The following is a 26,059-nucleotide window of genomic DNA, read 5'->3' on the forward strand; positions in this document are numbered from 1 at the left end:
AAGACGCGATCGAGTCCGTACAGCCATCGGCTGAACTCGGCGGGGTACCATGCCGCCGAGGCTGCTGTGCGGACGCCTGCCCTGCCCATTCCGCCAATACCGGCGTTCGGCGTTCCACCATCGTCCATCGCCCATATGGAAGACGCGCTTCAGATGTCTCCGACCGCAATGCTCGCAGCACCCTTTGGCACGGGCAAACCGAACGAAGTTGGAGATATGCTGCCAATCGATCGGGTATAAAAAACATGCTCAGGACGGATCGGCATTGGTAACAGTGCTATGCAGTAGAGCGGATTCCGGTGGCAAGGCACCGTTTGGTCCGAGAGCAGCCACAGGCAGGAACCGATAGACCGTGCCGCGCGAAATCCCCAGTTCGCGGGCGATATGCGCCGGGCGCATTCCCTGTGCCGCACGGCTGCGCACCGCTTCCGGATCGATGCGGGGCTTGCCGCCCTTGTAGACGCCGCGCGCCTTGGCCGCGGCGATCCCCTCCGCCTGGCGTTCACGGCGCAGGTTCGTTTCGAATTCGGCAAAGACGCCGAGCATGTCGAGAAACGCCTTGCCCGCCGCCGTGCCGGTATCGATCGGCTGCTCGGTCGCCTTCAGCGTGATTCCCCGTCCCTTCAGCTCATGGACGATATCCTGCAGATCCTTCATCGACCGCGCGAGCCGGTCGATCCGCGTCACGACCAGTGTGTCGCCGTCGCGCAGGAAGTCGAGCAGGATCTGCAACTCGCTGCGCGCAGCGCGCGACGACCCCGACTTCTTTTCCGAGCGGACCGTCTGACACCCCGCCGCGCGCAGCGCCGCTTGCTGGATGCCAAGGTCCTGATCGTCGGTCGACACGCGGGCATAGCCGAACAGGGCCATATTCCCCCCTTTCTGTTCGATCGCGGTCTAGACCCTTGGCGGCAAATGTTCAACTTGCCTGCAATCGACCCTGATCGGACGGGTGGAGCGTTACAGGAGTGGCGTGGTATCAGGGTATACCCTTATTATACATACGCCGAACACGCATCTTGCCATTTCAAGACCCGTATGTCATTCTTTCTCCATTATGGTTCATATGCTATCTTGTGGCACATTTTCGATCTGGATAACGTTATGACGCTGCAAGTCGCAATAACTGCCACTGGACGTATGAGCCTGCCTGCCGACATCCGCAAGCGCTTGGGGCTAACAAACGGAGGAGCGGTTTATGTCGACGAAACGCCGGACGGCGTCATCCTGCGCACCGCGGAACAGATTGTGGCACATGCCAGATCACTGGCGAAGCAATATGACAAGGTAGACGGCAGCAGCGTCAATGACTTTCTTGCCAACCGCATGACCGAGAGCGGCGCGTGAGTGCGATGATCCTCGATGCGTCGGCGCTGCTGGCGCTGCTCCGGGGCGAAGCGGGTGGCAAGAAGGTCGAGGATGTACTCGGCGATGCGTGCATGTCCGTCGTCAACATGGCCGAGGTCGCATCGCATTATTCGAAACTCGGCATGCCGGATGACGTCGTGACGTCGATGCTCCGACCGCTGCCGATCAGGCTGATCGATGCCGATGCCGGACTATGCTGGGACGCGGGCCGGTTGCGCGGCGTGACGGTCGAGGCGGGCCTGTCGCTTGGCGATCGCTTCTGCCTCGCACTGGCTCGGCGCAAGAAACTGCCCGCCTGGACCGCCGACCGCACATGGCGCGACATCGCCGATGCCGTCGGCGTGAAGGTCGTCGCTATCCGTTGAGGGGGGCACGACGCTAACCCTTTTGATTGACGGGGAGTTTTACATCGGCTCCGTTGGCGACCTTCCATTGGATGAGGTCTTCATGCCGCACGCGATCGATCGACGTTCCATGCTCGCCGCCGCCGCGGTCGGTGGCGTAGCATTGGCCGGCACCGGTGCCGGCGCGCAATCGCGGACGGCCGGAGGCGGCCCCGAACTCTACGAGCTTCGCACCTACCGGTTGGTTGGATCGATGAAGGAGCGACTGGACGGGTATCTGGAACGTGCCTTCCTTCCCGCCGCGCGCCGTGCCGGATGCGGGCCCATCGGCGCCTTCACCACGGCGATCGGCATGGGCAGCGCCAACGTCCAGCTGCTGATCCCCCACCCCTCGATCGCCGCCTTTCTGGAACTCCCCGGCAAACTGGCCGCCGATCCGGCCTATGCCCAGGCCGCCACGGCCTATTCCGACGCGCCCCTCGCCAGCCCGCCCTATGTTGCGCTCGAGGTGAAACTGATGCGGGCGTTCGGGGGATTTCCCCGCATCGAAGCGCCCGGCCCCGGCAAGGGACGCATCTTCGAGCTGCGAACCTATCACAGCCATAGCGAGAAGGCGGGTGCGACCAAGATCGGCATGTTCGATACCGGTGGCGAGGTCGACATCTTCCGCCGCACCGGCCTCACCCCGGTCTTCTTCGCGCAGGACCTGACCGGCACCCATCTGCCCAGCCTGACCTATATGCTGACCTTCCCCGATCTTGCGGCGCGCGAGCGGAGCTGGAAGGCGTTCGGCGCGGACCCGGCATGGCAGCGACTGATCGCCATGCCCGGCCTTGCCGAGACGGTAACGGACATCGACAACCAGATCCTCAATCCGACGCGCTATTCGCAGATTTGATGGATCGCGGCACTGTGCCGTCCCTGCCGACAGCGACACACGTCAAGACCGGCGATCAGCCCCGCTTCACCGGGTCGTGCCATACGAAGTCGATAGCACGCTGCCCTTCGGGACGGAAAATGGTGCCGCTGGACACGGCTCCGATAGAGTTCTCGATCACATGGTTCGTCATCAACCATCATTCCCAGTAATATCCGTATCGTGAACATGACAATACGCCACTCGACCGCAGCAACAGCAACCGGTTCGCTCGACTGTACACAGTTTGGTTACTTCTGCCGCTAACCATAGCTGACTAGCCCTCAATCAATATCTCACTATTGAAATGTTGTCGCAGTGCAGGTGCGGAATAAGGCTGAAAGGATATTGTCGGCTAAGGACGGTTAGCGGGACCTGACTGGACGTTTCACCTGCCATCACATAAGCAGGCTTTCCGGCACGGGGGCCGCATTAGGGGGGATTTCTGGATGGTACGCCATGGTTCGGTGCGTTTGCGCCGGTGGTCGTTCGCGATCGGTACGAGCATCGTTGCGATGGCGGCATCGTCTGCGGCGAACGCGCAATGTTCGCCCAAGCCGGTAAGCTCGTCGACGACAACCAACTGCACGGGCACCGAAAATGGCGGGCTGATCGCCGATGACTATGGCGTCCGCGTCGTCGTGCAGGAGAATGCGATCGTACGCGGCGGGTTCGACGCCGCCATCGATACCCGGTCGCAGAGCGCGACCTTCACGATCAACGGCCGGGTCGATGGCGAAAACCGGACCGGCTTCCTGGTTACCAACGGAGAGCCGTATCTGGCGCCGTGCGATCCCTATGCCGGTGCCTCGCCGATCGTCTGCCCCCCGGGACTGCAGACCTATTATCCGTGGGCGAACGCCACCATATCGATTGGTGCACGAGGGACGATCACGGGCGGGCAAGCACTGGTAAGCCGCCAGTTATTCAACAACCCCTTCGGCAGCATCAGTGTCAGCATCACCAATGAAGGCCTGATCGAAGGGACAGCGGCACCGCCATCCGTGATGCCAGCACGCTTCTGAGCATCGGCAACCGGGTCGGCGCGACGATCCGCGGCGTCGGCAATGCGATCGACACCGATGGGGCATTGTCCCTGACCAATGCCGGGACGATCGACGGATCGATCATCTCGCGCCGGACCGCGAACGATGGCAATGCGAGCCGCATCGTCAACGAGGCTGGCGCGACGATCCGTGGCGTCGGCACAGCGATCGACGTCAGCGGTTCGCTGTACCTGACCAATGCCGGGACGATCACCGGATCGGTCGTGTCGCGTGCCGCCGCGGGTAGCGTCAGCAGCATCGATACCCTCGCCGGGACGATCATCGGCGACCTGACCCTCGGCGCCGGCAACGACACGCTGGCGGCGCGCTATGTCGCCGGACAGATCGTTACCGGCATTACCGGAACGATCGACGGCGGTGCGGGTGTAGATACCTTGGCGCTGCGTCTTTCCGAAAACGCCGACTTAACCACTTTCCCGCTGCTGACCGGATTCGAGCAGCTTGGCCTGCGCCTCGAAAATACGCCAACGGTAACCCTCGGCGCGGCGGGTAGCGTCATTCGCAACCAGCTAAGCGTGAGCGGCGGCGGCACCGTCACGCTCAACGGTATCTTGCGCGGAACCGGAGAGGTTCTCAGCACCGGCTATTCCGACGGCGCACCCACCATCGTGAACGCGGGCACCATCGAAGGCACCGCTGCCGACAATGGTTACCTGGTTCGCATCTATTCTGCCAACCGCTTCCAGAATGATGGTACGATCAATGCGGCCGGCAACGGCGCATCGATCATTGCGCAAGGCATGTTCGTCAACACCGGGACGCTGCAGGCGAGCGGAACGGCGCTGGAACTGTCGGGTACCGGCTTCACCAATAGCGGCACGATCCGCTCGACCGCCGGCATCGGCGCCACCATGCGTGGTTCGTCGGGGATGAACTGGACCAACAGCGGTACCATCGAAGGCGCGATCGCCGGGGTCCAGCTCTCCAGCAACCTTACCAACACGGGCCTGATCACGTCGCCAGCGCTGGCGGTCGACCTCGGCTATTACGGTATCCTGTTCAATGGTGCCGGAGGTCGGGTCGTCGGCGATGTCCGTCCGTCGACGTCCGGTATCGGCCTGTTCAACGCGACGGTCGCCAATGCCGGGACGATCGACGGCAACGTCTCGTTCGGTGGTGTCGGCAACGAATACAGCTATGGCAGCAACCGGTATTTCGCCTTGCCGGGTGGCGTGCTGAACGGAAACCTGACGCTGGGCCGTAACGAGACGCTCGTCACCTCCTTGGGCAATGCGGGCAGCAGCGGCTTTGCCGGCATCAACGGGACGGTCACCGCGACGAACGCGCTGCTGCGCTATCGCGTCACTGCCGACACGACCACCTCGGCAACGGCGCGTCCGGGTTTCGCCGAGATCGGCTATGACCTGTACGATGGCGCCAAGCTGACGCTGACCAGCGTCGGTACGCCTTTGATCGTGGCGGGCAAGGGCAGCGTCGACGTCACCGGCGACATCGTCGCCACCACCCGCTCGGCCATTTCGGTGTCGGAGGTCCTGACGGCACCCGGCGAGACCCGGAGCGATCAGACCGGTCTCGCCATCATCAGCCGCGGAACCATCACCCTCGACAGATCGAGTGGCAGCGACGGTCTTGCCTTCGCCGCGGTGCAGACCGGACGCGAGCATAGCTTCACGAACGCCGGCACGATCCTCGTGCGCGGTGGAGACAGGCAGCAGGCTGCGATCGGTATCTACGCCTCCAGCCAGGGAACCGTCGTCAACGACGGGACAATTTCGCTCGATGGCGCGACCGGCATCTCGGAAGCCTTGAAGATCACCAACAACGGCACGATCAGCCAGATCGCTGGCGGTCGCGTATCGGACGGCATCTTTTCCTGGAGTGGCCTCGACCTCACCAATTTCGGCTCGATCGAGGTTGCCGGAAACGCGGTTGGCAGTTCGTCATCGATGACGATCGACAATGCCGGCCGCATCACCAGCACGAACGACGTCGCGATCGGGGGTGGCCAATATAATCCGCAGGCCATGATCACCAATCGCGTCGGCGCCACGATAACCGGCGACGGTACCGCGATCCGGGTCAGCGGCGGGACGCTGGTCAATGCCGGTACCATCATCGGCACCGTCGATCTCGGCTACAGCAGCTATAACTACAACAACCGATCCTATGGCAACGCGATATATGACGGGTTGGGTGGCACGATCGCCGGCGACCTGCGGTTCGGCGACGGCGACGACACGCTGATCGTCTATGACGACGTGACCGGCGTCAGCGGCACGATCGATGCCGGCGGCGGTACCAACACCTATATCCATGCCCGTTCCACCAACGGCACGGTGACGCTGGGCCGGGACCTGCCGACCGGTTTCGCTGTCGAAGGCGTGCGTGCCACCGGACCGGATACGCAGGTGACCATCGCCGCTGCGGCAACCGTCGCGAACACCCTGAAACTGTCGGGCACCGGCAATATCATCAACACCGCGACGATCGACGGCATGGTGACCACCGACACCGATCGGTGGGAGAACGGGATGATGGTGGTTCCGCCGCTGCTCGCCTCGTTCACCAACCAGGGTCGGATGAACGGCGGCTTCGATGGTCGCGTCGGACGCTTCGTCAATGCCGCCACCGGCATCGTGACGACCCAGGATTCGCAAGGGTCGGCGGTACGGATCCAACAGCCCGGCGCGGTCGACTTTGCGAACGCCGGCACGATCGACATCGGCGCAGGCAATCTCGCCGTCTCGCTGGGGTCGGACAGTGCGGTGACCGCAGCGAACGACGGATCGATCACCGGCAAGCTCGGCATATCGGTGCAGAACTTCACCAACGTGATCGCTTCCGCGCCGCTGACGGCATCGCTGGCCAACCGTGGCACGATCACCAGCGGTCGCAACGCGATCGAGATGACGATGGTCGATACGGCCGACGGCGTATCGTCGATGACGCTCGACAATCGCGGCACGATCGAGACGACGGGCAAGGGCGCGACCGCAGCTTATCTGGAGGCGCGCGGGTTCTACTGGTCCGGCGAGCCAAGCGCCGGCATGCGGCAGATCACCGTGACCAACAGCGGTACGATCCGTGCGAATGCCGGTGGTGAGGATGTTACCTACACCTATTGGAGCTATGACCCGTCGACCGGACAGGTCGAACAGCGGACCGAAACCTATACCAGCATTGCCACGGCGCTGACGATGCTGACGGCACCGACCGGCGCAGCGCATTCCATCACGCTGAACAACAGCGCGACCGGCAGGATCGAAGCGACAGGAATATTGTCGACCGCCATAGGCGCGCTGGGTACGCTGGACCTGACCAACGCCGGTACGATCCATGGTGGTGCCAGCTTCACCGCGAACGGTGAAACGTTGGCCGGCGCGATCCAGTCCTTTGGCACCAATGACCGGATCATCAACACCGGCACGATCATCGGATCGATCGACACGGGCGCAGGCGACGACCGTATCGAGAATTACGGCACGCTCGACGGCGATGTCTTTCTGGGCGCCGGCGACGACACCTTCCTGCATCGTGTCTCGGCCATCCTGTCCGGTACCGTCGATGGCGGCGCGGGCACCGACAGCCTGATCATCGACGCTGCCGGCGGTGGCACGGTACGCGGCGACCAGTTCGTCAACTTCGAGCGGTTCAGCCAGACCGGCAGCGGCGCGGTCAATTATATCGGCGCGTTCCAGGCCACGACGCTCGACGTCAGCGGCGGCACGCTGAACGTCGGCGCAGGCGAAACGCTGAGCAGCATCGGCCCGGTCACGATCACCGGCAGCGATGCGGCCGAAACCGTCGACAATGCGGGAACGATCACCGGTTCGGTGGCGCTGGGCGCGGGCGACGACATTTTCGTCGATCGCGCGGGCAGCAGCGTCGCCGGTAGGGTCGATGGCGGCGCGGGGGTCGACCTGTACCGCGTCGTCCTGTCGGGCAACCGCAACGGGATCGGCACGCGCAGCGGCTTCGAACAGCTCGCCGTTACCGGCAACGGCACGCTGGCGCTGACCCTCGACCAGAGCTTCGACAGCGTCGCCCTCGCCGGCACCGGCCTTGTGCTCGCGCTGAACGGCAACAGCGTCGGCACCGTCACCGGCAGCGACGCGGCCGAAATGCTGAGCGTCGACGGCGATATCGGCCGCGCCGCACTGGGCGGCGGCAACGACATGCTAGTGCTGGGGACAGCGGTCGCCAACGGCACCTATACCGGCGGGGCGGGTAGCGACACGCTGCGCTTCTCCACCAACGCACCGGTAACGCTGACGGGCAGCGCCAGCGGGTTCGAGACGATTGCGCTCACCGGTACCGCACTCACGATCGACGGGACGCTCGGCGCGGCCGGCGACCTGATGACGCTGGGCGATGGCGCGCAGACGGTGGCGCTGGCCAATGGCGGCACGATCAACGGCACGCTCGATCTGGGCGCTGGCAATGACAGCTTCAGCCTGGCCCCCGGTGCCACGCTGAACGGCATCGTCGCGGGCGGCGCGGGGGATGACCTCGCCACGGTGGCGCTGGCCGGACCGCGTACGCTCGACGCCGCCACGCTGACCGGCTTCGAAACGCTGGCGAGCACCGGCACCGGCACGCTGACCCTGACCGGCGCACAAAGCTATGGACAGGTGGTCGCGGCCACCGACCTGACCGTCGCCGGCGGCGCATCGCTGACCGCCGGTACCGTGCGCTTCGCCGGCGGCAACGAACGGCTGACGATCGCGGGCGGCTTTGCCGGCGCGGTCGATGGCGGTGCGGGCAGCGATACGATCGCCGTGTCGGGCGGCAGCGCAAACGCTCCGGTCGCCTTCACGGCCATCAGCAATGTCGAGACGTTCGGGATGACCGGCGGCTACGCCACCGTTTCGGGCAATGCGGCGCTCGGCAATGCGGCGCTGACCGGCGGGCGTCTGGTCGGGCTTGCCAACTCGACGATCGCCGCAAGCCGCATCGACGTCGGCACGGGTGCGACCTTCGGTTCGGCGGGTACCGTCAACGGCAACGTCAATGTCGCCGGTACGCTCAGCCCGGGTGCATCGCCGGGGGTGATGACCGTCAACGGCAATGTCGCGCTGGCCAGCGGTTCGCTGTCGGTGTTCGAACTGACCCCGACCGTGTCCGACAAGCTGGTCGTCAACGGCGCACTCTCGATCGCCAGCGGCGCGACGTTGCAGATCGTACCGGTCGGCACGCTGCGCGCCGGCACCAGCTACGACCTGATCACCGCCAGCGGCGGGATCACCGGCGGGTTCACGACCATCAACAAGCCGTCGAGCCTGTTCGGCGTGATCGTCCAGCGCGCCGACCGCATCCAGCTGCTCGGCCAGTTCCTGACCGACCCGCGCTTCTCGCCGCAGGTCGCGCGCAGCATCGCCTATGCGAACGCCACGCTGGCGGTGCAGCCGGCGACCAGCGCGCTGTTCGACAGCCTGCCGGCACTGGTCGATACGTCCGGAGCATCGAATGCGCGCGGCTTCGCGCAGTTGACGCCGGAAGCCTATGCCTCGGCGACACAGCTCGGGGTCGACCATGCCCTGTCGCTGACCCAGGTCGCCCGTGGAAACGCGTTCGCGACCGACCGGCAGGATGCAGGCGCGTTCACCTTCGCGCAGACGATCGGCCAGTGGCACACACTGCAGGGCGATGCCGCAGAGGGCAGCAACACCGCGCGTGCGCAAAGCTATGGCTTCCTCGGTGGGGTCGGATATGGCGACCGCAGCTGGATGATCGGCGCGTTCGCCGGGTATCTGAACGGCCGGCAGCAGATCGGCGCACTGGGCGCGCGCACGCGTGCCGACGGCGTGGTGGCGGGCGTTCATGGCCGCTACGGCGCGGACAGCGGGTGGGGCTTCAGCGCTTCGCTGCTGTACGATGGCGGCACGACGGATACGGTGCGCGCCTTGCCGACGGGACGTGACGGGATCGGCAACTATGCCCTGCACAGCTGGGCCAGCGATGTCGCCGCATCCTATGGCATCGACGTAGGGGATGGCTGGTCGCTACGCCCGCGGGTCGGCGTAACGTACATCCGCACCTCGCGCGAAGCGGTGCGCGAAACCGGGTCCAGCCCGTTCGCCCTGACCGTCGCTGGCAACCGGCATGTATCGGGCTTTGCCGATACCGGGGTGACGCTGGCGCGCAGCGATGCCTCGGACGCGCCGTTCCGGCCGTTCGTGTCGCTGGGCGCCCGCTACCAACTCGAAGGACAGCGCGCGACGGCACTGGCGGGCTATGCCGGCAACGGTCCGGGGCTGGTCGCGGTCGGCGCGGGCCGTACCGAACTGGTCGGCACCGCAGCGGGCGGTGTCGCCTATCGCCTGCCGAGTGGGCTCGACATCTTTGCCTCCGCATCGGCACAGACCGGTCGTGACGATCATCAGGAAACGATCAGCACCGGCGTACGGCTGCGCTTCTGATCGCGGTTTGACCGGCTCCGACCTTGCGCAAGGTCGGAGCCGCCCCCCTCAATCGTGCCGCAAGGCCCAGGCCGGGGCCGCGCGGCTTGCGCGGAGTGACTGGCCGAGCACGGTCAGCACCGCGACCAGCAGCGCCACCGCCGTCGCACCCGCAAAGAATAGCGGTGACAGCGGGATCGCGTCCTCGAACCCGGCCAGCCACGTCCGCATCGCGAAGAACGCCAGCGGCCACGCGACGAGGTTCGCGATCAGCACGGGCCGCAGGAACTGCCCGACCAGCAGCTTGACGATATCGATCGACGACGCGCCCAGCGTCTTGCGGATGCCGATCTCCTTCACCCGGCGCTGGGTATTGAACGAGGCGAGACCCCATAGCCCGACGCAACCGATCAGCACGGCAAGGCCCGCCCCGATCCCGAACAGCCGCGTCGCACGGTCGTCGGCTTCGTAGAAGTCGGTCAGGCGGTCGTCGGCGGTCTTCGCATCGAACGGCACCTGCGGCACCATCCGCTGCCAAAGTTGCTCGAGGCTTTTCAGCGCGGTGCGTGGGTTGCCGTTCACCCGGATCGTCGTGACCGAGGTCTGGATGTCCTCGGGCCGGCGGTTGTAGATATAATAGGATGGCGGGATAGCGATGCGCGGCGTATCGAAGCGCAGGTCGTCGACCACGCCGATGATCGTACGCGGACGATCGCCACCCAGCGTCTTGCCGATCGCTTCGTCGGGCGTCTTGAACCGCAACGAGGTCAGCGCGCGGCGGGTGATGACGATGTTCGCACCGTCCTCGCCCTTGCGACCGGTAATGTCATCGCCGCCATGCGCGTCGTTAAACCAGCGGCCGGCCAGCAGCCTTGCGCCATGGGTTTCGAAGAAGCGTGGCGATACCCGGATCCAGGTCAGCGACGGTCCCGACCCGGCGACACCCGGCAAGGGTACGTTGGTGTTGTTGCTCTCGCCGCTGCCGCCGACCGCCGCATTGGCAATGGTCGCATCCTTGACCTGTGGCAGCGCCCGGATCGCGGTCAGAATCGAGGGCAGGCGATCCTTCGGCACCGCCGGATCGGAGGTCGATCTGAGCACCAGCAACCCATCGCGCTGAAACCCCAGATCGGTCGTGCGAACATGCCGGGTCTGTGCGACCAGCACGGCGGTGCCGATCATGAACGCGATGGCGAGACCGAACTGCCCGATCACCAGCAGTTCGCGGATACGCGTACCCGTACGCCCGCCGCCGGGCGAGCGCGCCGAGGCCAGCACGGCGGCGGCCGGAAAGCGCGACAGCAGGATCGCCGGATACACCCCCGCTAGCACGCCGACGATCACCGTCAGCAGCGCCAGCGCCGGCACGACCACGCCATACGGCATGGTCAGCGACAGCCCGCCGGCGGCATTGACCAGCGGCAGGCCCAGTTCGGCGAGGATCAGCCCGCCCAGCGCGGCGATGGCGACGGTCAGCACCGCTTCGCCGAGGAACTGGCGGATCAGCGTGCCGCGATCGGCACCCAGCACCTTGCGCATCGCCACTTCGCGGGCGCGCAGGCCGGCACGGGCGGTGGCGAGGTTGATATAGTTGATGACCGCGATCAGCAGCGTCAGCACACCGACCAGTCCCAGGGTGACGACGGTCATCTTGGCGCTGCTGCTGTCGGTGCCCTGCGGTTCGAGATGCAGATCGGCGAGCGGCAGCAGCGTCAGATGCTGCATGTCCGATGCCTTGCCGCCCGGATCGGCCAATCCTTTGCCGCGCCGGTCGACGAACCCGGTCAGTTTGTCCTCATAGGCGCGCGCCGCCGCCGGCGTGTCGAACCGCAAATAGCTGGCAAGCGACGAACTGCCCCAGTGATACCAATATTCGTTGGCCATATCGCGGGTGAGCGGCGTCAGCACCGACAGCTTGAAATCGCTGTTCTTGGGCAGGTCGCGGAACACCGCGCTGACCCGGTAGGTCCGCACTTTGTCCATCGACAGGACTAGCGTCTGCCCGATCGGATCGCGGCCGCCGAAATAGGCGCGCGCGGTCGTCTGATCGATCGCGACATTACCCGGCTGTGCCAGCGCGGTCGCGTGATCGCCAGCGACCAGCGGCAGCGGGAATACCCGGAAGAAGGTGGAATCGACCTGCGCGGCATTCACCTTGGTCGCGCGGCCGTCGGTCAGGATCGTGCCGGCGCCTTCCCCCCCACCATTGATGCGGGTGCCGACCGTGCCCGGAAAGTCCTCGCGCAACTGATCCAGCAACCCGCCCATGGTATAGGCATAGGCGCCGCTGGTCGGATTGTCGGGCATGGTCCACACCGTCTGCACGACATAGGCCTTGTCGTAATCGGGCAGCCATTTCTCATAGCTGGTCTCGAACCGGACATAGAGGCCGAGGATCAGGAACACTGCGATCCCGACCGCGAGGCCGCCGATATTCAACGCGGCATATAGCTTGTGGCGCACAAGCGAGCGATAGAGCGACAGCAGCCCGAAACGGTTCATCGATGTTCCCCCAGGATCAGCCGCAGGTGACGCGGGCCATGCCGCTCCGCGACACCGCGCATTGCGGCCGGCCGGTGACGGTCACGCGGGCGATGCCGCTGGCGTCGATGGTGGCGGGGCCATTCACCTGCGCGCGGACCGATCCGGTGCCGCTGGCATCGACCGACAATGCTCCGGTGGTGAGTGTCGAGGTGTCGACATGTCCAGTCCCGCTGGCATCGATCGCCAGCGCGTCCGCCCGGCCATCGGCGACGATGCGCCCGGTGCCGCTGAGGTCGAGCGACAGCCGCGCGGCACGCACCCCGCGCAGCGTCGCGGTGCCGGTGCCCGATACGTCGATCGTCGCGCGGGTGGTGCGCAGGCCGTCGATGGCGAGGGCACCGGTACCGCGCATCCGTGCCTCGAACGTCGGGGTGTCAAGCGCGGCGATGCGGACCGATCCGGTGCCACTCGTCTGGATGACGGCAAGGCGCGGCAGGGTGACGTTGATCGTCGCGGCGGGCTTGTTCCGGCGGCTGTCGCAGCTGCCCGGTGCCCGCAGGAGCGTCAGGACCCGGCCACGCACCGCGACGCCGATCGCCGCCAGCGACCCCGCCTGCCCCTGTGCCCGCACCGCGAAGCGCGCGCCGAAGGTGACGACGACATGATCGCAGCCGCGCAGGTCGATGCGATCGAAATCGGCAACGGCGAAGCTGCGCGTCGCCCCCTGTGCCAGTGCCGGGGTCGGCACGGCGGAGGCGAGCAGCGCGAGGGTGAGGAGCGGTTTCATGGGCGTGGTCTCCGATCGGGAGGGAATGGAGGATACGCTGCCACCGGCCCGGGGCCGTATCCCCGCGCAGGCGGGGATCCAGAGCGGCAAACGTGAAGGGTAGTTAGTGTGGCCCTGGCCCCCCGCCTGCGCGGGGGTACGCAGGAATTGAGGTTGGGCCGTGCGCATCACATCGCCCGCATCGCGCTGGCGACGATGCGGCCATCCAGCATGTCGATGCGCCGCCGCGCCATGTCGGCATGGGCGGGCGAGTGGGTGACCATGACGATCGTCGCGCCGTCGGCGTTCAGCCCCATCAGGATGTTCATCACCTGCTCGCCATTGGCGGTGTCGAGATTGCCGGTCGGCTCGTCCGCCAGGATCAGTTTCGGATCGCCGACGATCGCGCGGGCTATCGCCGCGCGCTGCTGCTGCCCGCCCGACAGCTGGTGCGGGAAATGGCGGGCGCGATGGGCAATGCCGACCTTGTCCATCGCCGCGGCCACCCGCCCCTTCCGATCGCCGGCATCACTGCGATAGGCGAGGCCGAGCGCCACATTCTCCTCGATCGTCAGCTCGTCGATCAGGTTGAAGCTCTGAAACACGAAGCCGAGCGTCGATCCCCGGAATTTGGCGAGGTCCTTTTCATCGAGCGCCGCCAGATCGCGCTCGCCGAACCAATATTTGCCGCCGGTCGGGCGATCGACCGTGCCGAGCGTGTTGAGCAGCGTCGATTTGCCGCAGCCCGACGGCCCCATGATCGCGACGAACTCGCCCGCTTCGACGTGCAGGTTGATATCGGCCAGCGCGGTCGTCTCGACCTCGTCGGAGACATAGCGGCGCTGGATATTCTCTAGACGGATCATAGACCTGCCCCCTTGGTTGATGTTGCCTAGTTGATGTTCAGCGTGTCGCCCTTCACGGTCGACAGATTGCTGGTGACGATGCGGTCGCCGGGGTTCAGCCCCGACAGGATTTCGACCACTTCCGGATTGCGGCGGCCGATCTTGACGGGGCGGCGCGTGGCGTGGGTGCCATCGGCGTCGAGCACGAAGGCGAACGCGCCATTCTCCGCCGCCAGCCACCCGCCGACCGGGGCGACGACCGCCTTGGACGCAGCGCCCAGCGTGATGCGGATATCGATGGTCTGGCCGCGATTGAGGTTGGGTGGTGTCCGGTCGAAGGTCAGTTCGACGCGGAACCGCCCGTCCTTCACTGCCGGCAGCACCTTGCTGACGGTCAGCGTCGCGCCGTCCGCCCGCGCGCGCTGCCCGACCGCGACGCGGCCGAGATAATATTCGTCGACATCGGCCTCCAGCTTCCACGACCCCTCGCTGTCGACCTGTCCCGCCGGGTCGCCGGCCTTCAGCGTTTGCCCCGGTTGCAACGTGAAGTTGGTCAGCCGCCCGGCGGCGGGCGCGCGGATGGTCAGCGCCGACAGCCCGCCGCGCACCGCCGCGAGATTGCCGGCGAGCCGCGCCTGCGTATCCGCCAGACGCGCGCCCTGCGTCGCGGTGATCCGCGCCTCGGTACCGGCACCGCTGCGCAGCTGGGCGAGGCGGCGCGCCTGATACTCGGCCTCGGCGCGATAGCCGGCGACGCCCGCTTCGGACACGATGCCCTTGTCGAACAGCTGCTGGCGGATGGCGAGGTCGCGGCGCGCCTTGATCAGATCATATTCGGCCTGCGCGACCTGTGCCGAGCGGTCGAGCCGGCTGCGCTCGATCCCCAGCCCCTCACCCGCGACCGCGCCGAGCTGGCCGGCGATCGCCGCCTCGCGCGTCAGCACTTCGAGCCGCAGTTCGGGATTGGCGAGCGTCGCCAGCTTCTGTCCGGCGGCGACCATCGCCCCGTCCTGCACCAGCAATGTCTCGACCTGCCCACCCGACAATACCCCGACCAGCGTGGTCAGGCGCGGGGCGACGGTGCCGCGCACCGGCAGGTAATCGTCGAATGCGGCGCGGGTCACCTCGCCGGTTTCGATCCGGTCGGCATCGATATCGGTCGATCCGGCGGCGGGCAGGAAGCGCCACAACGCGACCGCCGCCAACACCACCGCCACCGCGATCCACAGCGGACGCCGCCGCCACCAGCGCGCGCGGGGCTTCTCAACACGGCGGTCCATGGCGGCACCGGGCGCGCTCCCCTGCCCTGTCGTCGTGCTGCTTGCGCCGTCGGTCGGTTCGGTCATCATGGACACAGTGTCACCGATCCGGGCGGAAAATCCTAAGTGCCTGCAAACGAACGAACTTCATCCGAACTGCCGGCAAGTGACCGTCCATGTCCGGACGCACTGTCCGAAAATGGACAGGGGGCGGGCGCGTCAAGCGGCCTGACCGTGCTGCTGATCGACGACAATGCCAGCGTCGCCGAATCGATCGCGCTGGCGGTGCGCCTCAGCGGGCACCGGATCGATGCCGCCGCGACGCCCGAAGAGGCGCTGTCGCGGCTCGCCGCCGGACGCTACGACGTGGTGCTGCTCGACATGAACTATGCCGCCGGACGCACCGATGGCGCGGAGGGGCTGGCATTGCTGGCACGCATCCTGTCCGACGATCCGGGGACGGCGGTGGTGGTCATCACCGCGCATAGCGGCGTGCGGATCGCGGTGGAGGCGATGCGCGCCGGTGCACGCGATTTCATCATGAAGCCGTGGCGCAACGCCGACCTGCTCGCCCGCATCGCCACCGCCGCGCGAGCGCGAACCCCGGTCGCGGCGGTGGCGCAGCCGATGGCGACCGAACCGGCGCGGCTGCTGGGCGACAGTGCGGCGATGGCGGCCCTGCGCGACCTGATCCGCCGCATCGGCCCGACCCGGGCCGGGGTGGTGGTGACCGGTCCGGCCGGATCGGGGCGCGGGCTGACCGCCGCCGCGCTCCACGCCGCGTCGGCCGATGCCGGGACGACGATGCCGGTAATCGACCTGCGCGACGATGCGGCATGGGGTCGACTTGTCGACACGTCGACCATCCTGCTGCGCCATCCCGATCGTCTGGGCGAGGTGGCGCAGGCGCGGTTGCTGGCACACTTGCCCGCGACCACGCGCTGCATCGCCATCGCCGACCGCGCGAACGGCATCCTGCCCGCGCTCGCTCGCCGCATCGCCACGGTCGAGATCGCGGTGCCGCCATTGGCCGCGCGCGGCGACGACGCGCTGCTGCTCGCGCGCCATTTCCTGCGGATGGCGGCGGCGCGGCATGGGCGGCCGGTCCCGACCCTCACCCCCGCCGCGCAAGCCCGCATCCTGCGCGGACCATGGCCCGACGAGGTGCGCGGGCTGGCGGCGGCGATCGAGCGCGCGGTGCTGCTGGGCGATGGCGGCGCGATCGACACCGCGCTACTGGCGCCGGAGACGGTGGCGATGGTCGCCGCCGACGCGCCCGCGCGCTTCGACCTCGACGAAAACGAACGCGCGGTGATCGAGGCGGCGCTGCGCGAACATCGCCACAATGTCAGCCATGCGGCGGCGGCACTCGGGTTGAGCCGGGGGGCACTGTACCGGCGGATGGCGCGGCATGGGTTGTAGGGTGTGCCCCCCCGTCCACCGGCGTACCCCTGCGCCGGCGAGACCTTTGCGAACGTCCCGATTGCCGATCGTCGGGCGTACCCCCGCGCAGGCGGGGGTCCAGGACCCCTCGCACAAAGCGTTGTTCTGCTTGGCTCTGGGCTCCCGCCTGCGCGGGGGTACGGGCAGGGATCGGTACCTCCTCCCCCGTACCCCGGCGAAGGCCGGGGTCCAGGGCCCCACGCACAAACCGTTGCTCTGCTTGTCTCTGGACCCCCGCCTGCGCGGGGGTACGGGCAGGGATCGGCACCTCCTACCTCATACCCCGGCGAAGGCCGGGGTCCAGTTGGGAAGGTTTCTCCGTAGGGTACCAACGTCCCCCAACTGGGCCCCGGCCTTCGCCGGGGTACGGTCAAGGTACTTTCGCAAAGGTCTCGCCTGCGCCGGGGTACGGGTTGGTGGCTTGCACAGGGGTTTCGCCCCCGCCGGGGTACGAGCGCGTGGCGTTCGCAGCGCACTCGCCTCCACCGGCGTACGGCATCGCTTTGGAACGCACGCCCCATGCTGACCGCCGAACGCCGCCGCACCCTCGCCGCGCTCGGATCGGGCGTCACCCTCACCCTTGGCGGTGCAGCCCTCGTGCTGGCGTGGCAGGCGGGCATCTGGGGATCGCTGCTCGGCACGCTCGGCATCGTCGTCTGGGCGCTGGCGCTGGGGTGCTGGATCGCGCTGCGCCGGGCATCGGCCACCCCCGCCCCGCGCACCTCGCCGCACGACACGCTGCCGATCGCGGCGCTGCTCGATCAGGTGCCCGTCCCGCTGCTGCGCATCGATGCGGCGCAGGTCCGCGCGATCAACCGCGCCGCGCGCGCGCTGTTCGTCGCCGACGACCGGCTGATCGCCCCGCCCGCCGCCCTGACCGATCCCGACGCGCGGCACCTGCGCCATGCCGGGCGGCGCTGGCGGATCGATGCGGTGACGCTCGGCCCCGACACCCGCCTCGCCGCGCTGATCGACATTGCTGCCGAGGAACATGCCGCGCAGGAACGCGCCAGCGACGAGATGATCGACATTCTCGGCCACGAGCTTCTGAACGGCCTGTCGCCGGTCGTCTCGCTGGCCGACAGTGCCATGACGGCGCATCGCCGGGGCGACGCGATGCTCGGCGACATCCTCGCCACCCTCGCCCGCCGGGTCGAGGGGCTGGAGGGCTTTACCCGCGCCTATCGCCAGCTCGCCCGCCTGCCCGATCCGGTGCCCGCCCCCGTCGCGCTGGACGAACTGGCCGTCGATCTCGCGCGGTTGTTCCGCGGGCGGTTCGGCGACCGGGTGGCGCTCACCGCCGATGGCCGCGGCACCGCACAGATCGACCATGACCAGATGGTGCAGGCGCTGTGGGCGCTGCTCCAGAACGCTGCCGAAGCCGCCCTGGCCGCCGACGCGCCGGCGCGGGTCGCGCTGACCCTGACCGCCGAAGACGGCTTTTTGGCCGAGATCCGCGACAGCGGCAGCGGCATCGCCGCCACCGATCGCGCCCGCATCTTCCGCCCGTTCCACACCGACAAGGCGGGGGGTTCGGGGATCGGCCTGACCCTCGCCCGCCGCATCGCCCGCGCGCATGGCGGCGAGCTGATGCTGCTCGACACGCGCGTGACGTGCTTTCGCCTGACCCTGTCCGACATGTCGACAGGTCGAGCTGTCGAATGATCGGCCGTCACTTCCAGCAAACACCGGCACCGTTTCCCGACATGTCGACACGTCGGGATGTCGAATGACCGACAGGTCGAACGGCTATGAGGCAATCGCCGACCGATACGTCGCCGCCCGCTCCGCCATCGGCAGCGACGTCGTCCGCGACTGGGCCGCCACCCTGCCCGCCGGTGCGGCAATCGTCGACATTGGCTGCGGCAGCGGATGGCCGGTCGCGACGACCCTGACCGCCGCCGGCCATCGGGTCGCCGGCATCGACCCTTCACCCACGCTGCTCGCCGCCTTTCGCCGTGCGCTGCCCCATGCCGATGCCGCGTGCGAGGCGGTCGAGGACAGCCGCTTCTTCGACCGCCGGTTCGATGCCGCGGTCGCGATCGGATTGCTGTTCCTGCTCCCCGAAACCGCGCAGGCGACGCTGATCGCGCGGGTCGGACAGGTGCTGAAACCGGGTGGTCGCTTCCTGTTCGGGGCACCGCGCATCGCGTGTACGTGGCGCGACACGCTGACCGGTCGGACGTCGCGATCGCTGGGCGAAACCGCCTATCGCGGGCTGCTGGCTGATGCAGGACTGCATCTCTCTGCAAATTATCGTGATAATGGCGGTAACGACTATGGGATGGCAGTTGCCGGGCAGGGGGGCGACGCCTACGATAGGACGGTATCGTAACGAGGATCGTACCCGCCCGTGGAGCACCGCCGGCTAGAAGCGCACAGGCCGGACAGCGGCACGACGCACGAGCGGGTGACCCCGTCCGGCCGTCCGCCGCAGGCCAGCGCCCTGCCGCCCGGCGATCTGGGCCAGATGCGGCGAACGCTGGTGCGCCGCGAATTGATCGGTCGGCCGATCGATCCGCCGTCCGATCACACCATCCGGCGGCTCGCCACCTGCCGCTGCGGCACGGTCCGCGCCATCTGTACCGGCGACCCCTTGCGCGTGTCGGTATGCCATTGCCACGATTGCCAGCGGCGCAGCGGCAGCGCCTTTGCGGTCGACGCCCGTTTTGCCGAGGATCGCGTATCGTTCGACGGCCCGACCCAGCGCTGGTCGGCACGCGGCGGCAGCGGGATGCGATCGACCTATCATTTCTGCGCGACCTGCGGATCGACGGTCGCCTACACCACCGACACCCGCCCGGGGCAGATCGCGATCCCGGTCGGCGCCTTCGCCGACCCCGCCTTTCCCCCGCCGACGGTATCGGGGTGGGAACAGATGCAGCAGCCGTGGGTGGCGATCACCGGCGACGATATCGAGCATCGCGACTAGGCTAACCGCCTCGCGCCCCGTCAGCGTGTCGTTGGGTGTCCCGATTGAGATCGAGAAATGGGAAAAGAGGCTGTTAGCGGCTCCAGAGGCGGCCGACGGGATAAGTGATAGCGGCAAGGCCAAGTGGAACAAGCAGCACTGCCGCTGCAAATAACGCGATCAGTCCGTAACCCATATCGCCGCTGTGATTGCGATTGGGTTCAGCAATTTCCGTCTGCATAGTCGCGCAGGTTATAACGAATCCCAAAAGCATAACTGCGCCAAGTAGCAGAAGCAGTCGTACCTTGCCCGTCCATGCAAGCCATATGAACAATGCGAGCCAAGCCGCGTAGCTTGCCCAAAACAGGACGAAGAACACTATCTCGCTCATCTTTCCCAAAACGGAATCGCTGAAGACGAGTACAGTGTGCCAGCTAGTTGGCCTCCAAACAACGTGACATGCTGTGGAGCGTGTTGCGCGCTGTCGCTTTCCCGGAAACGAACAGCCCGTGAGACGGCCAAGACAGTCCCATTGGATGATTTTTCGGGTGCACGACAATCGTTGCTACCGCCATTAAACAGGTGTACAAAAATATATGGAGATCGAGTTCGACCCTGCCAAGGATCGCCTCAACGCCAGCAAGCACGGCGTGTCGCTGAGCGCGGCGGAAGGATTCGATTGGGATACGACCTTGGAGCGCGAAGATAATCGCTTCGATTACGGAGAGGTTAGGTTCGTCGCCCTCGGTCTGATCGGTGATCGCCTGCACGTGCTGGTGTTCACTGAAGGCTCTCACGAGGACGCGGTGCGCGCCATCAGCCTACGCCCCGCCGAGAAGCATGAGGTAAGGTTCTATTATGACCAAGTTTAATCCCGATCTTCACGACGACAACCCGCCGCTGGATGCTAACTTCATGGCTGGCATGACGCCTTCCCGGCGCGGTCGGCCGAAGCTGGAAACGCCGAAGGTTGAAGTCAAAATTCGCCTGGACGCTGCGACGGTCGAGCATCTGCGTGGCAGCGGCCCCGGATGGCAGACCCGCGTGAACGCATTGCTCGGCCGACTGGTGGAGACGGGGCAAATTTAGCGGTTGGGTCGTCCCGTTTTGGAAGGTCGATCGAGAACAATGGCACCCCTGTGAAGTCGGATCACGGCCACCGAGGCGGGCTTTCCCAAATCATTTTCCCGATCGCCTTTTCCCGAAATGGTGCCGGATCGACGGGAAATTGGGACGCTCGAACCTGTCTGAATACACTTGTTCGCCGTCGTTCAGCGGCACCACCAGGCAACCGGCCGTTTTCCTTGCGCAGCATAGGCGGCAATCCCTGTCGGATAGCCGGCAGGTGCGACGATGCGCCTGCACGGGTTTTCCGACGGGCTAAGCGTAGTTTCTTGCCCGTTCCATGCATGTCACCCAGGTCAGGGGCAAACCAACCTGTCGAACCATCGACGTGTCGACAGGTCGACGATCAATGGCCGTAGCGTTTGATCCCGCGCTGGCGCAGGCGGCGGCGCTGGCGGCGGCGATAGGCGACGATCGCCCAGGGAATCACGATCAGCGCGACGACACCGATGATCGCATAAGCGATGAGTTCGCGGGACATGTCCATCACGGTTTCTTGCAATCTCAAACAGGCCCTGTCCATCGCAGCGATCGGCACAGGGCGGAAATTTCGGTTCGTACGCCGCACCGACCATAGCAGGATTGATCGACGTGTCGACAGGTCGAGCCGTCGACAGGCTATTCGCCGATCGGGCTCTCGCCATATTTGCGCAGCACGTCGTTGAACGCCTCGGCCATCAGCGCCTGCAGGCTGCGGTCCTGCCGCCGCGCCAGCATGTGCATCGCCAGCGACATGTCGGGGGTGAAGAAACCGGCGATCTGCTTGCGGCCCTGCCGGCTCGCCGGACCCTTGGCATCGGACGTGACGGCCGTAGCGGGCGCGGGTGCCGCCGGGGCAGGGGGCGGCGGGGTCGTGCGATCGCGCAGATTGGCGAAGGACGGTTTGCGGCTCATGGGCTGACTTTCCGGAAACGGGGGGCCGACATGTCGAGCTGTCGACATGTCCACTTGTAGAGTTCGCGAACCTCCTCGGCCGCCTTGCCGGCAGGTTCGCTCTCCATGACCGTGCGCCCCTCGGCACTGGCATGGCGATAGGCGGCACGATCGGGCAGCAGCACCGGACAGGGCGGGGTGCCGAAGCTGTCGACCAGTTCGCCCGCCTCCTGATACACGCGCGGCGCATTGGGCGGGCCGGCGGTGAACACGACGAAGGCCGGGCGGCGCAGCAGCTGCACCAGCTTGGCGGTGGTCTGGATCGCCGACAGGTCGAAGGCGCTGGGCCGGCACGGGATCAGCACGAGGTCCGCCGCTTCTACTGCGGCGCGCGCCGCGCTGTCGGCATGCGGCGGGGTGTCGATCACGATCACCTCGGCCCCCTGCGCGCTGGCGGCGGCGATCTTGGCGGCGAGGCGGGGCGGGGGGCTGTCGATCACCTCGGGCGGTGCCTCGCCACGCCACGACGCCCATTGGCTGGCGGTCGCCTGCGGATCGGTATCGACGACCAGCGCGACGCGCCCGCTCGCCTGTGCGGCAGCGGCGAGGTGCAGGGCGAGCGTCGTCTTTCCCGCGCCGCCCTTCTGGCTGATGATGGCTATTGTCGGCATGTCGGGATATCTACGTGTCGACATGCCGACAGGTCAAGCTGTCTAGGTGTCGAAACAGAGCATCTTCGAAGTGCCGGGCACGATATCTTCGACAGGCTGCTGCCCAAGGGAAACGTGGCGTGTATGCGAGGCTCCGAGGACGTCGAGGTTTGGTGGGAAACCGTCATTCCCAATCAGCGCCTGTTCGATTAGGCTGCTCGAGTGAGCGATCAACGGCCAAGCCGAGGGCACATGGATGTCCATCCCCAAAATGACTGGGAAACGGTGCATTATGACGCGCGCTATGATGTCTATTGGGTCGAAGCGGGCGCAGCCAGACAGACGCTGTTCTTCTGCCCATGGTGCGGTGAACGCCTCCCGCCATCTCTGCGAGATCGCTGGTTTGACGAACTTGAAGCGTTAGGTATCGATCCCGACATCGGCCCCATTCCCGAAGACTTCCAGTCTAGCGCATGGCGGGGTGTCCCAGCAGCATTAGCACCAGCTCGGCAGGGGGGCGCCATAAAAGGGCGTTACATCGATTTCGTCGATATGCCCTTGGACGACAGCGTGGACGAGTAGGTCCGCGATCGGGCGAAACGGGACATTTCGACCGACCATCAATCCGACATGTCGACACCTCGACAGCTTGTTTTTCTACCCATGCTGCAAAAACCCCACCACCTCTGCCCATTGGTGAACGCGTACGGATCGCGACGAGCGCGACCGGCACCGCCGCCAACCGCCACCCTCACCGCAACAAATTCGCCTTGGCCAGTTCCACCACTTCATCCCCGCGCCCGCTCATGATCGCGCGCAGCGTATAGAGGCTGAACCCCTTGACCTGCTCCGCCTGGATCTTGGGCGGCATGGCGAGTTCGAGCGTCTCGGTCACCACGTCGACCAGTGCCGGGCCGTCATGCGCGAAGGCGGCACGCAGGGTCGCTTCCAACTCGTCCGACCGCGTCACCCGCGCGCCGAAAAAGCCCATCTGCGCAGCGACCGCGCCGAAGTCCGGGTTCTTGAGGGCGACATTGGTGTCGATATAGCCCGCCGCCTTCTGCTCCAGCTCGACGAAGCCCAGCGTCGAATTGTTGAAGACCACGATCTTGATCGGCAGCCGCATCTGCACCGCGGTCAGCATGTCGCCCATCAGCATCGTCAGCCCGCCATCGCCCGACAGCGACACGACCTGCCGCCCCGGATACGCCGCCTGCACGCCCAGCGCCTGCGGCATCGCGTTCGCCATCGACCCATGGTTGAACGATCCGATCAGCCGCCGCCGCCCGTTCATCGTCAGGTAGCGCGCCGCCCACACCGCCGGCGTGCCGACGTCGGCAGTGAACACCGCATCGTCGGTGGCGAGGCGGTCGACCACTTTCGCCACGAACTGCGGATGCAGCGGCTTGTCGCCGTCGCGCGGTGTAGCGAGGTCGTCCAGCCCTTCGCGCGCCTTGGCATAATGCGCCCGCGCCCTGGTCAGGAAGCGGTCCGACCGGTCGGGCGCGATCTGCGGGGTCAGCAGCGCCGCCGCCTCGCGCACGTCGCCGACGATGCCGATATCGATCTGCGCCCGCCGCCCCAGCGCGGAAGGGTCACGGTCGATCTGTGCGATCCTCGCCTTTTCGGGATAGAAGTTGCGATAGGGGAAATCGGTGCCGAGCATCAGCAGCGTGTCGCACTCCATCATCGCGTGATAGCCCGACGAAAAGCCGATCAGCCCGGTCATGCCGACGTCATAGGGATTGTCCCATTCGATCCATTCCTTACCGCGATAGGCATGGACGATCGGGGCCTGCAGCGCCGCCGCCAGCGCCACGACCTCGTCATGCGCGTGCGCGACACCGGCCCCGCACAACAGCGTCACCGCCTTCGACCCGTTGAGCAGGTCGGCAAGCCGCGCGATCTCGCCGGTCTGCGGCACGATGCGCGGGGGCAGGGGGGTGGCGAAACCGGCGCGGGCATGGTCGGGCGCGGCCTTCAGCGCGACGTCGCCGGGGATCACCAGCACCGCCACGCCCTGTTGCCCGATCGCGGTGCGCAGCGCGCGGTGGAGCAGTTCGGGCAGCTGTTCGGGGGTCTGCACCATCTCGCAAAAATGGCTGCATTCGCGGAACAGCTCGGTCGGGTGCGTTTCCTGGAAATAGTTCAGGCCGATCTCGCTCGACGGGATATGCGCGGCGATGGCGAGCACGGGCACGCGGTTGCGCTGGCAATCGAACAGCCCGTTGATCAGGTGGAGATTGCCCGGCCCGCAGCTGCCCGCACATACCGCCAGCTTGCCCGTCGCCGCCGCCTCGGCCCCGGCGGAAAAGGCCGCGACCTCCTCATGCCGGACATGCATCCATTCGATCCTGCCCGACCGGCGCAGGCTGTCGTTGATCGCGTTCAGGCTGTCGCCCGTCACGCCCCAGATCCGCTCGATGCCCGCGGCGATCAGCGTGTCGGTGATGAGATCGGCGATCTTCATGGCAATTCCCTCGAATGTTCGAGGGCGGAACGAGGGACGGGCGGTTTGGCTTCGTCGGCGTGGTTGCGATGATGGCAAGCCGGGTTTCAGGGAGCGGTGGACGGCGCGCGGCGGCCTGCGCCGCGCCGTCGCCACCCTATTGCACGGTCGTCCCGACGATCGCGGCCTCGGCCACCCGCCCGCGCCGACGCTCCAGCATCTGTCGTTCGGACACGGGATTGCCGAGCGCCGCCCGATCCCCCGATCGCGGGCCGATCCTGTCCTCGACATAGCCGATGGCGACCATACTGCCGAGCACGACCGCGGCAAACGCGCCCGCCGCCACATATCCGGTACGCTTTTTCATGAGGCCGATCCCGATACAGAGGGAAAATACCCCCCGAAAACCGGCACTGGCCGGTTTGGCTCCCCGCTATTTCCCGGGGTCTGCCGCGATCGTACCGATCGCCGACCCCTTACCATATTCCCGCACAGGCGGGGGTCGGCCAAAGGATGTTTATAAACAGATGCTTGGGGTCCGTTCCGACGATGGTCGGAATAATAGTCTGACGTCGAAAATCTTCTCGATCGGAATGGTTTTTCAGGAGTGGCCGGTTCTGGTGGAGAGCCGACGTCTAAGCCTGGAGCCTCAAGCGCAATTGGGCCAGTTCGCCGCGATCACACGGTTCACCACGGTCGCAGCCGGCAGCTCCCACTGGTCTGAGTGCTGGTTGAGATGCTCGAGCATCAGCGTGCGGCGCTGCCGCATGCCGAGTTCGGGAACTACGCATGAACGTTCACTCGCCTTGCTTTCCTTCACAAAAGCTGCGTCCATCAACCCCTTGATGAAGCCATCGCACCATGTATCGAAGCCCGGCTCCTTGCAGGCCGCAAGTAGGTCCCGCCCGCTCGTGACGTTGTGAGCAGAAGCGATCAGCAAGAGTCCAACAATCAGCATCCTGTCGAATCCCCCTGCAACCACCTTACCGCCAATGTGCAGTGTCCGCTATTCGGCGTCGGCGGACCCATGAGCGGGACTCGAACCCGCCAAACACCTCAATCTTTTGAGGTGCCCGCTCCGACAGCGTCAGGGCCGGTCGTAGTGAGCTGCTGCCGGTTTCGTGGACACCGAGATAAGGTGTTTTTCGGAACCGGAGGATGGAGATGCAACGACGGAAGTTCAGCCGCGAGTTCAAGCTC

General features: G+C 66.3%; 24 protein-coding genes. 12 read left to right on the forward strand and 12 right to left on the reverse strand.

Annotation, left to right across the window (positions count from 1 at the left end; translation table 11 throughout):
• Positions 1 to 249 precede the first annotated feature (249 nt).
• Positions 250 to 870, reverse strand: a complete 621-nt coding sequence (locus tag ASE70_RS09020) for a recombinase family protein (protein WP_082450905.1) — start codon at positions 868 to 870, stop codon at positions 250 to 252.
• Positions 871 to 1,104: 234 nt separating this feature from the next.
• Between ASE70_RS09020 and ASE70_RS09025 the strand changes: the two genes are divergently transcribed.
• The 5 genes from ASE70_RS09025 (at position 1,105) to ASE70_RS09045 (ending at position 10,075) form a co-directional block, all read left to right on the forward strand.
• On the forward strand, positions 1,105 to 1,347 hold the full coding sequence (locus tag ASE70_RS09025; RefSeq protein WP_056503808.1) for an AbrB/MazE/SpoVT family DNA-binding domain-containing protein: 243 nt from the start codon (positions 1,105 to 1,107) through the stop codon (positions 1,345 to 1,347).
• Positions 1,344 to 1,733, forward strand: coding sequence for a type II toxin-antitoxin system VapC family toxin (locus tag ASE70_RS09030; RefSeq protein WP_056503756.1), 390 nt, complete (start codon positions 1,344 to 1,346; stop codon positions 1,731 to 1,733). Before ASE70_RS09025 ends, ASE70_RS09030 begins: the two co-directional genes overlap by 4 nt.
• Before the next feature lie 109 nt (positions 1,734 to 1,842).
• On the forward strand, positions 1,843 to 2,610 hold the full coding sequence (locus ASE70_RS09035) for an NIPSNAP family protein (RefSeq protein WP_162235951.1): 768 nt from the start codon (positions 1,843 to 1,845) through the stop codon (positions 2,608 to 2,610).
• Between the two features lie 533 nt (positions 2,611 to 3,143).
• The gene (locus ASE70_RS09040; protein WP_156356106.1) at positions 3,144 to 3,653 is read left to right on the forward strand and encodes a hypothetical protein; all 510 of its coding nucleotides are present in this window, start codon (positions 3,144 to 3,146) and stop codon (positions 3,651 to 3,653) included.
• Positions 3,654 to 3,718: 65 nt separating this feature from the next.
• On the forward strand, positions 3,719 to 10,075 hold the full coding sequence (locus ASE70_RS09045; RefSeq protein ID WP_056503766.1) for an autotransporter outer membrane beta-barrel domain-containing protein: 6,357 nt from the start codon (positions 3,719 to 3,721) through the stop codon (positions 10,073 to 10,075).
• Positions 10,076 to 10,123: 48 nt separating this feature from the next.
• Here the strand turns inward: ASE70_RS09045 and ASE70_RS09050 are convergent, their stop codons facing one another.
• The 4 genes from ASE70_RS09050 to ASE70_RS09065 all read right to left on the reverse strand — a co-directional run bounded on the left by ASE70_RS09050 (position 10,124) and on the right by ASE70_RS09065 (position 15,498).
• Positions 10,124 to 12,556, reverse strand: a complete 2,433-nt coding sequence (locus ASE70_RS09050) for an ABC transporter permease (protein ID WP_056503769.1) — start codon at positions 12,554 to 12,556, stop codon at positions 10,124 to 10,126.
• A gap of 16 nt (positions 12,557 to 12,572) precedes the next feature.
• Positions 12,573 to 13,325: a GIN domain-containing protein gene (locus ASE70_RS09055; RefSeq protein ID WP_056503772.1), complete on the reverse strand. Its 753-nt coding sequence runs from the start codon at positions 13,323 to 13,325 to the stop codon at positions 12,573 to 12,575.
• 167 nt (positions 13,326 to 13,492) lie between these two features.
• Complete coding sequence (locus ASE70_RS09060; protein WP_056503775.1) at positions 13,493 to 14,170, reverse strand: ABC transporter ATP-binding protein; 678 nt, start codon at positions 14,168 to 14,170, stop codon at positions 13,493 to 13,495.
• 26 nt (positions 14,171 to 14,196) lie between these two features.
• On the reverse strand, positions 14,197 to 15,498 hold the full coding sequence (locus ASE70_RS09065) for an efflux RND transporter periplasmic adaptor subunit (RefSeq protein WP_235519711.1): 1,302 nt from the start codon (positions 15,496 to 15,498) through the stop codon (positions 14,197 to 14,199).
• A 36-nt stretch (positions 15,499 to 15,534) separates the two neighbouring features.
• Here ASE70_RS09065 and ASE70_RS09070 point away from each other — a divergent pair, with 36 nt between their 5' ends.
• The 4 genes from ASE70_RS09070 to ASE70_RS09085 all read left to right on the forward strand — a co-directional run bounded on the left by ASE70_RS09070 (position 15,535) and on the right by ASE70_RS09085 (position 19,783).
• A complete protein-coding gene (locus ASE70_RS09070) occupies positions 15,535 to 16,830 on the forward strand; it encodes a sigma-54-dependent transcriptional regulator (RefSeq protein ID WP_235519713.1) in 1,296 nt (431 codons plus the stop codon).
• A gap of 540 nt (positions 16,831 to 17,370) precedes the next feature.
• Entirely contained in the window at positions 17,371 to 18,516 is a 1,146-nt protein-coding gene (locus tag ASE70_RS09075) for a sensor histidine kinase (RefSeq protein WP_082450909.1), read from the forward strand.
• Positions 18,517 to 18,580: 64 nt separating this feature from the next.
• Positions 18,581 to 19,186, forward strand: a complete 606-nt coding sequence (locus ASE70_RS09080; protein ID WP_056000796.1) for a class I SAM-dependent methyltransferase — start codon at positions 18,581 to 18,583, stop codon at positions 19,184 to 19,186.
• 18 nt (positions 19,187 to 19,204) lie between these two features.
• Positions 19,205 to 19,783 carry a GFA family protein gene (locus ASE70_RS09085; protein ID WP_235519715.1) on the forward strand — a complete coding sequence of 193 codons (579 nt, stop codon included), beginning with the start codon at positions 19,205 to 19,207 and terminating at the stop codon, positions 19,781 to 19,783.
• A 73-nt stretch (positions 19,784 to 19,856) separates the two neighbouring features.
• Here the strand turns inward: ASE70_RS09085 and ASE70_RS09090 are convergent, their stop codons facing one another.
• Positions 19,857 to 20,153, reverse strand: coding sequence for a hypothetical protein (locus ASE70_RS09090; RefSeq protein ID WP_056000793.1), 297 nt, complete (start codon positions 20,151 to 20,153; stop codon positions 19,857 to 19,859).
• Positions 20,154 to 20,358: 205 nt separating this feature from the next.
• Here ASE70_RS09090 and ASE70_RS09095 point away from each other — a divergent pair, with 205 nt between their 5' ends.
• Complete coding sequence (locus ASE70_RS09095; protein WP_056503778.1) at positions 20,359 to 20,634, forward strand: BrnT family toxin; 276 nt, start codon at positions 20,359 to 20,361, stop codon at positions 20,632 to 20,634.
• Complete coding sequence (locus ASE70_RS09100; RefSeq protein WP_056000787.1) at positions 20,621 to 20,851, forward strand: BrnA antitoxin family protein; 231 nt, start codon at positions 20,621 to 20,623, stop codon at positions 20,849 to 20,851. Before ASE70_RS09095 ends, ASE70_RS09100 begins: the two co-directional genes overlap by 14 nt.
• A gap of 382 nt (positions 20,852 to 21,233) precedes the next feature.
• Here the strand turns inward: ASE70_RS09100 and ASE70_RS20410 are convergent, their stop codons facing one another.
• From ASE70_RS20410 to parA, 3 genes are all read right to left on the reverse strand, one after another.
• Complete coding sequence (locus tag ASE70_RS20410; protein ID WP_156356109.1) at positions 21,234 to 21,425, reverse strand: hypothetical protein; 192 nt, start codon at positions 21,423 to 21,425, stop codon at positions 21,234 to 21,236.
• 80 nt (positions 21,426 to 21,505) lie between these two features.
• Positions 21,506 to 21,781 (reverse strand): ribbon-helix-helix domain-containing protein, encoded by a 276-nt coding sequence (locus ASE70_RS09105; protein WP_056503780.1) that lies wholly within the window; start codon positions 21,779 to 21,781, stop codon positions 21,506 to 21,508.
• Positions 21,778 to 22,431, reverse strand: a complete 654-nt coding sequence (gene parA, locus ASE70_RS09110; protein ID WP_056503783.1) for a ParA family partition ATPase — start codon at positions 22,429 to 22,431, stop codon at positions 21,778 to 21,780. Before parA ends, ASE70_RS09105 begins: the two co-directional genes overlap by 4 nt.
• Before the next feature lie 231 nt (positions 22,432 to 22,662).
• Here parA and ASE70_RS19785 point away from each other — a divergent pair, with 231 nt between their 5' ends.
• Positions 22,663 to 22,992 (forward strand): DUF6980 family protein, encoded by a 330-nt coding sequence (locus tag ASE70_RS19785; protein WP_156356111.1) that lies wholly within the window; start codon positions 22,663 to 22,665, stop codon positions 22,990 to 22,992.
• Positions 22,993 to 23,161: 169 nt separating this feature from the next.
• Here the strand turns inward: ASE70_RS19785 and poxB are convergent, their stop codons facing one another.
• From poxB to ASE70_RS09130, 3 genes are all read right to left on the reverse strand, one after another.
• Positions 23,162 to 24,880 carry a ubiquinone-dependent pyruvate dehydrogenase gene (gene poxB, locus ASE70_RS09120; RefSeq protein ID WP_056503788.1) on the reverse strand — a complete coding sequence of 573 codons (1,719 nt, stop codon included), beginning with the start codon at positions 24,878 to 24,880 and terminating at the stop codon, positions 23,162 to 23,164.
• Between the two features lie 136 nt (positions 24,881 to 25,016).
• The gene (locus ASE70_RS09125) at positions 25,017 to 25,226 is read right to left on the reverse strand and encodes a hypothetical protein (RefSeq protein WP_056503791.1); all 210 of its coding nucleotides are present in this window, start codon (positions 25,224 to 25,226) and stop codon (positions 25,017 to 25,019) included.
• A 282-nt stretch (positions 25,227 to 25,508) separates the two neighbouring features.
• On the reverse strand, positions 25,509 to 25,817 hold the full coding sequence (locus tag ASE70_RS09130; RefSeq protein WP_056503793.1) for a Rap1a/Tai family immunity protein: 309 nt from the start codon (positions 25,815 to 25,817) through the stop codon (positions 25,509 to 25,511).
• Positions 25,818 to 26,059 lie beyond the last annotated feature (242 nt).

The organism is Sphingomonas sp. Leaf22 (assembly GCF_001421715.1).
Taxonomy (GTDB): Bacteria; Pseudomonadota; Alphaproteobacteria; order Sphingomonadales; family Sphingomonadaceae; genus Sphingomonas.

Excerpts from the sequence above, each read along its gene's own strand:
- ASE70_RS09025 (WP_056503808.1), top strand. The coding sequence starts at position 1,105 with ATGACGCTGCAAGTCGCAATAACTGCCACTGGACGTATGAGCCTGCCT.
- ASE70_RS09100 (WP_056000787.1), top strand. The coding sequence starts at position 20,621 with ATGACCAAGTTTAATCCCGATCTTCACGACGACAACCCGCCGCTGGAT.
- ASE70_RS09060 (WP_056503775.1), bottom strand. The coding sequence starts at position 14,170 with ATGATCCGTCTAGAGAATATCCAGCGCCGCTATGTCTCCGACGAGGTC.
- ASE70_RS19785 (WP_156356111.1), top strand. The coding sequence starts at position 22,663 with ATGGATGTCCATCCCCAAAATGACTGGGAAACGGTGCATTATGACGCG.
- ASE70_RS09050 (WP_056503769.1), bottom strand. The coding sequence starts at position 12,556 with ATGAACCGTTTCGGGCTGCTGTCGCTCTATCGCTCGCTTGTGCGCCAC.
- ASE70_RS09075 (WP_082450909.1), top strand. The coding sequence starts at position 17,371 with ATGCTGACCGCCGAACGCCGCCGCACCCTCGCCGCGCTCGGATCGGGC.
- ASE70_RS09040 (WP_156356106.1), top strand. The coding sequence starts at position 3,144 with ATGGCGGCATCGTCTGCGGCGAACGCGCAATGTTCGCCCAAGCCGGTA.
- ASE70_RS09035 (WP_162235951.1), top strand. The coding sequence starts at position 1,843 with ATGCTCGCCGCCGCCGCGGTCGGTGGCGTAGCATTGGCCGGCACCGGT.
- ASE70_RS09095 (WP_056503778.1), top strand. The coding sequence starts at position 20,359 with ATGGAGATCGAGTTCGACCCTGCCAAGGATCGCCTCAACGCCAGCAAG.
- ASE70_RS09080 (WP_056000796.1), top strand. The coding sequence starts at position 18,581 with ATGACCGACAGGTCGAACGGCTATGAGGCAATCGCCGACCGATACGTC.
- ASE70_RS09105 (WP_056503780.1), bottom strand. The coding sequence starts at position 21,781 with ATGAGCCGCAAACCGTCCTTCGCCAATCTGCGCGATCGCACGACCCCG.
- ASE70_RS09125 (WP_056503791.1), bottom strand. The coding sequence starts at position 25,226 with ATGAAAAAGCGTACCGGATATGTGGCGGCGGGCGCGTTTGCCGCGGTC.
- ASE70_RS09130 (WP_056503793.1), bottom strand. The coding sequence starts at position 25,817 with ATGCTGATTGTTGGACTCTTGCTGATCGCTTCTGCTCACAACGTCACG.
- poxB (WP_056503788.1), bottom strand. The coding sequence starts at position 24,880 with ATGAAGATCGCCGATCTCATCACCGACACGCTGATCGCCGCGGGCATC.
- ASE70_RS09020 (WP_082450905.1), bottom strand. The coding sequence starts at position 870 with ATGGCCCTGTTCGGCTATGCCCGCGTGTCGACCGACGATCAGGACCTT.
- ASE70_RS09065 (WP_235519711.1), bottom strand. The coding sequence starts at position 15,498 with ATGATGACCGAACCGACCGACGGCGCAAGCAGCACGACGACAGGGCAG.
- ASE70_RS09055 (WP_056503772.1), bottom strand. The coding sequence starts at position 13,325 with ATGAAACCGCTCCTCACCCTCGCGCTGCTCGCCTCCGCCGTGCCGACC.
- ASE70_RS09090 (WP_056000793.1), bottom strand. The coding sequence starts at position 20,153 with ATGAGCGAGATAGTGTTCTTCGTCCTGTTTTGGGCAAGCTACGCGGCT.
- parA (WP_056503783.1), bottom strand. The coding sequence starts at position 22,431 with ATGCCGACAATAGCCATCATCAGCCAGAAGGGCGGCGCGGGAAAGACG.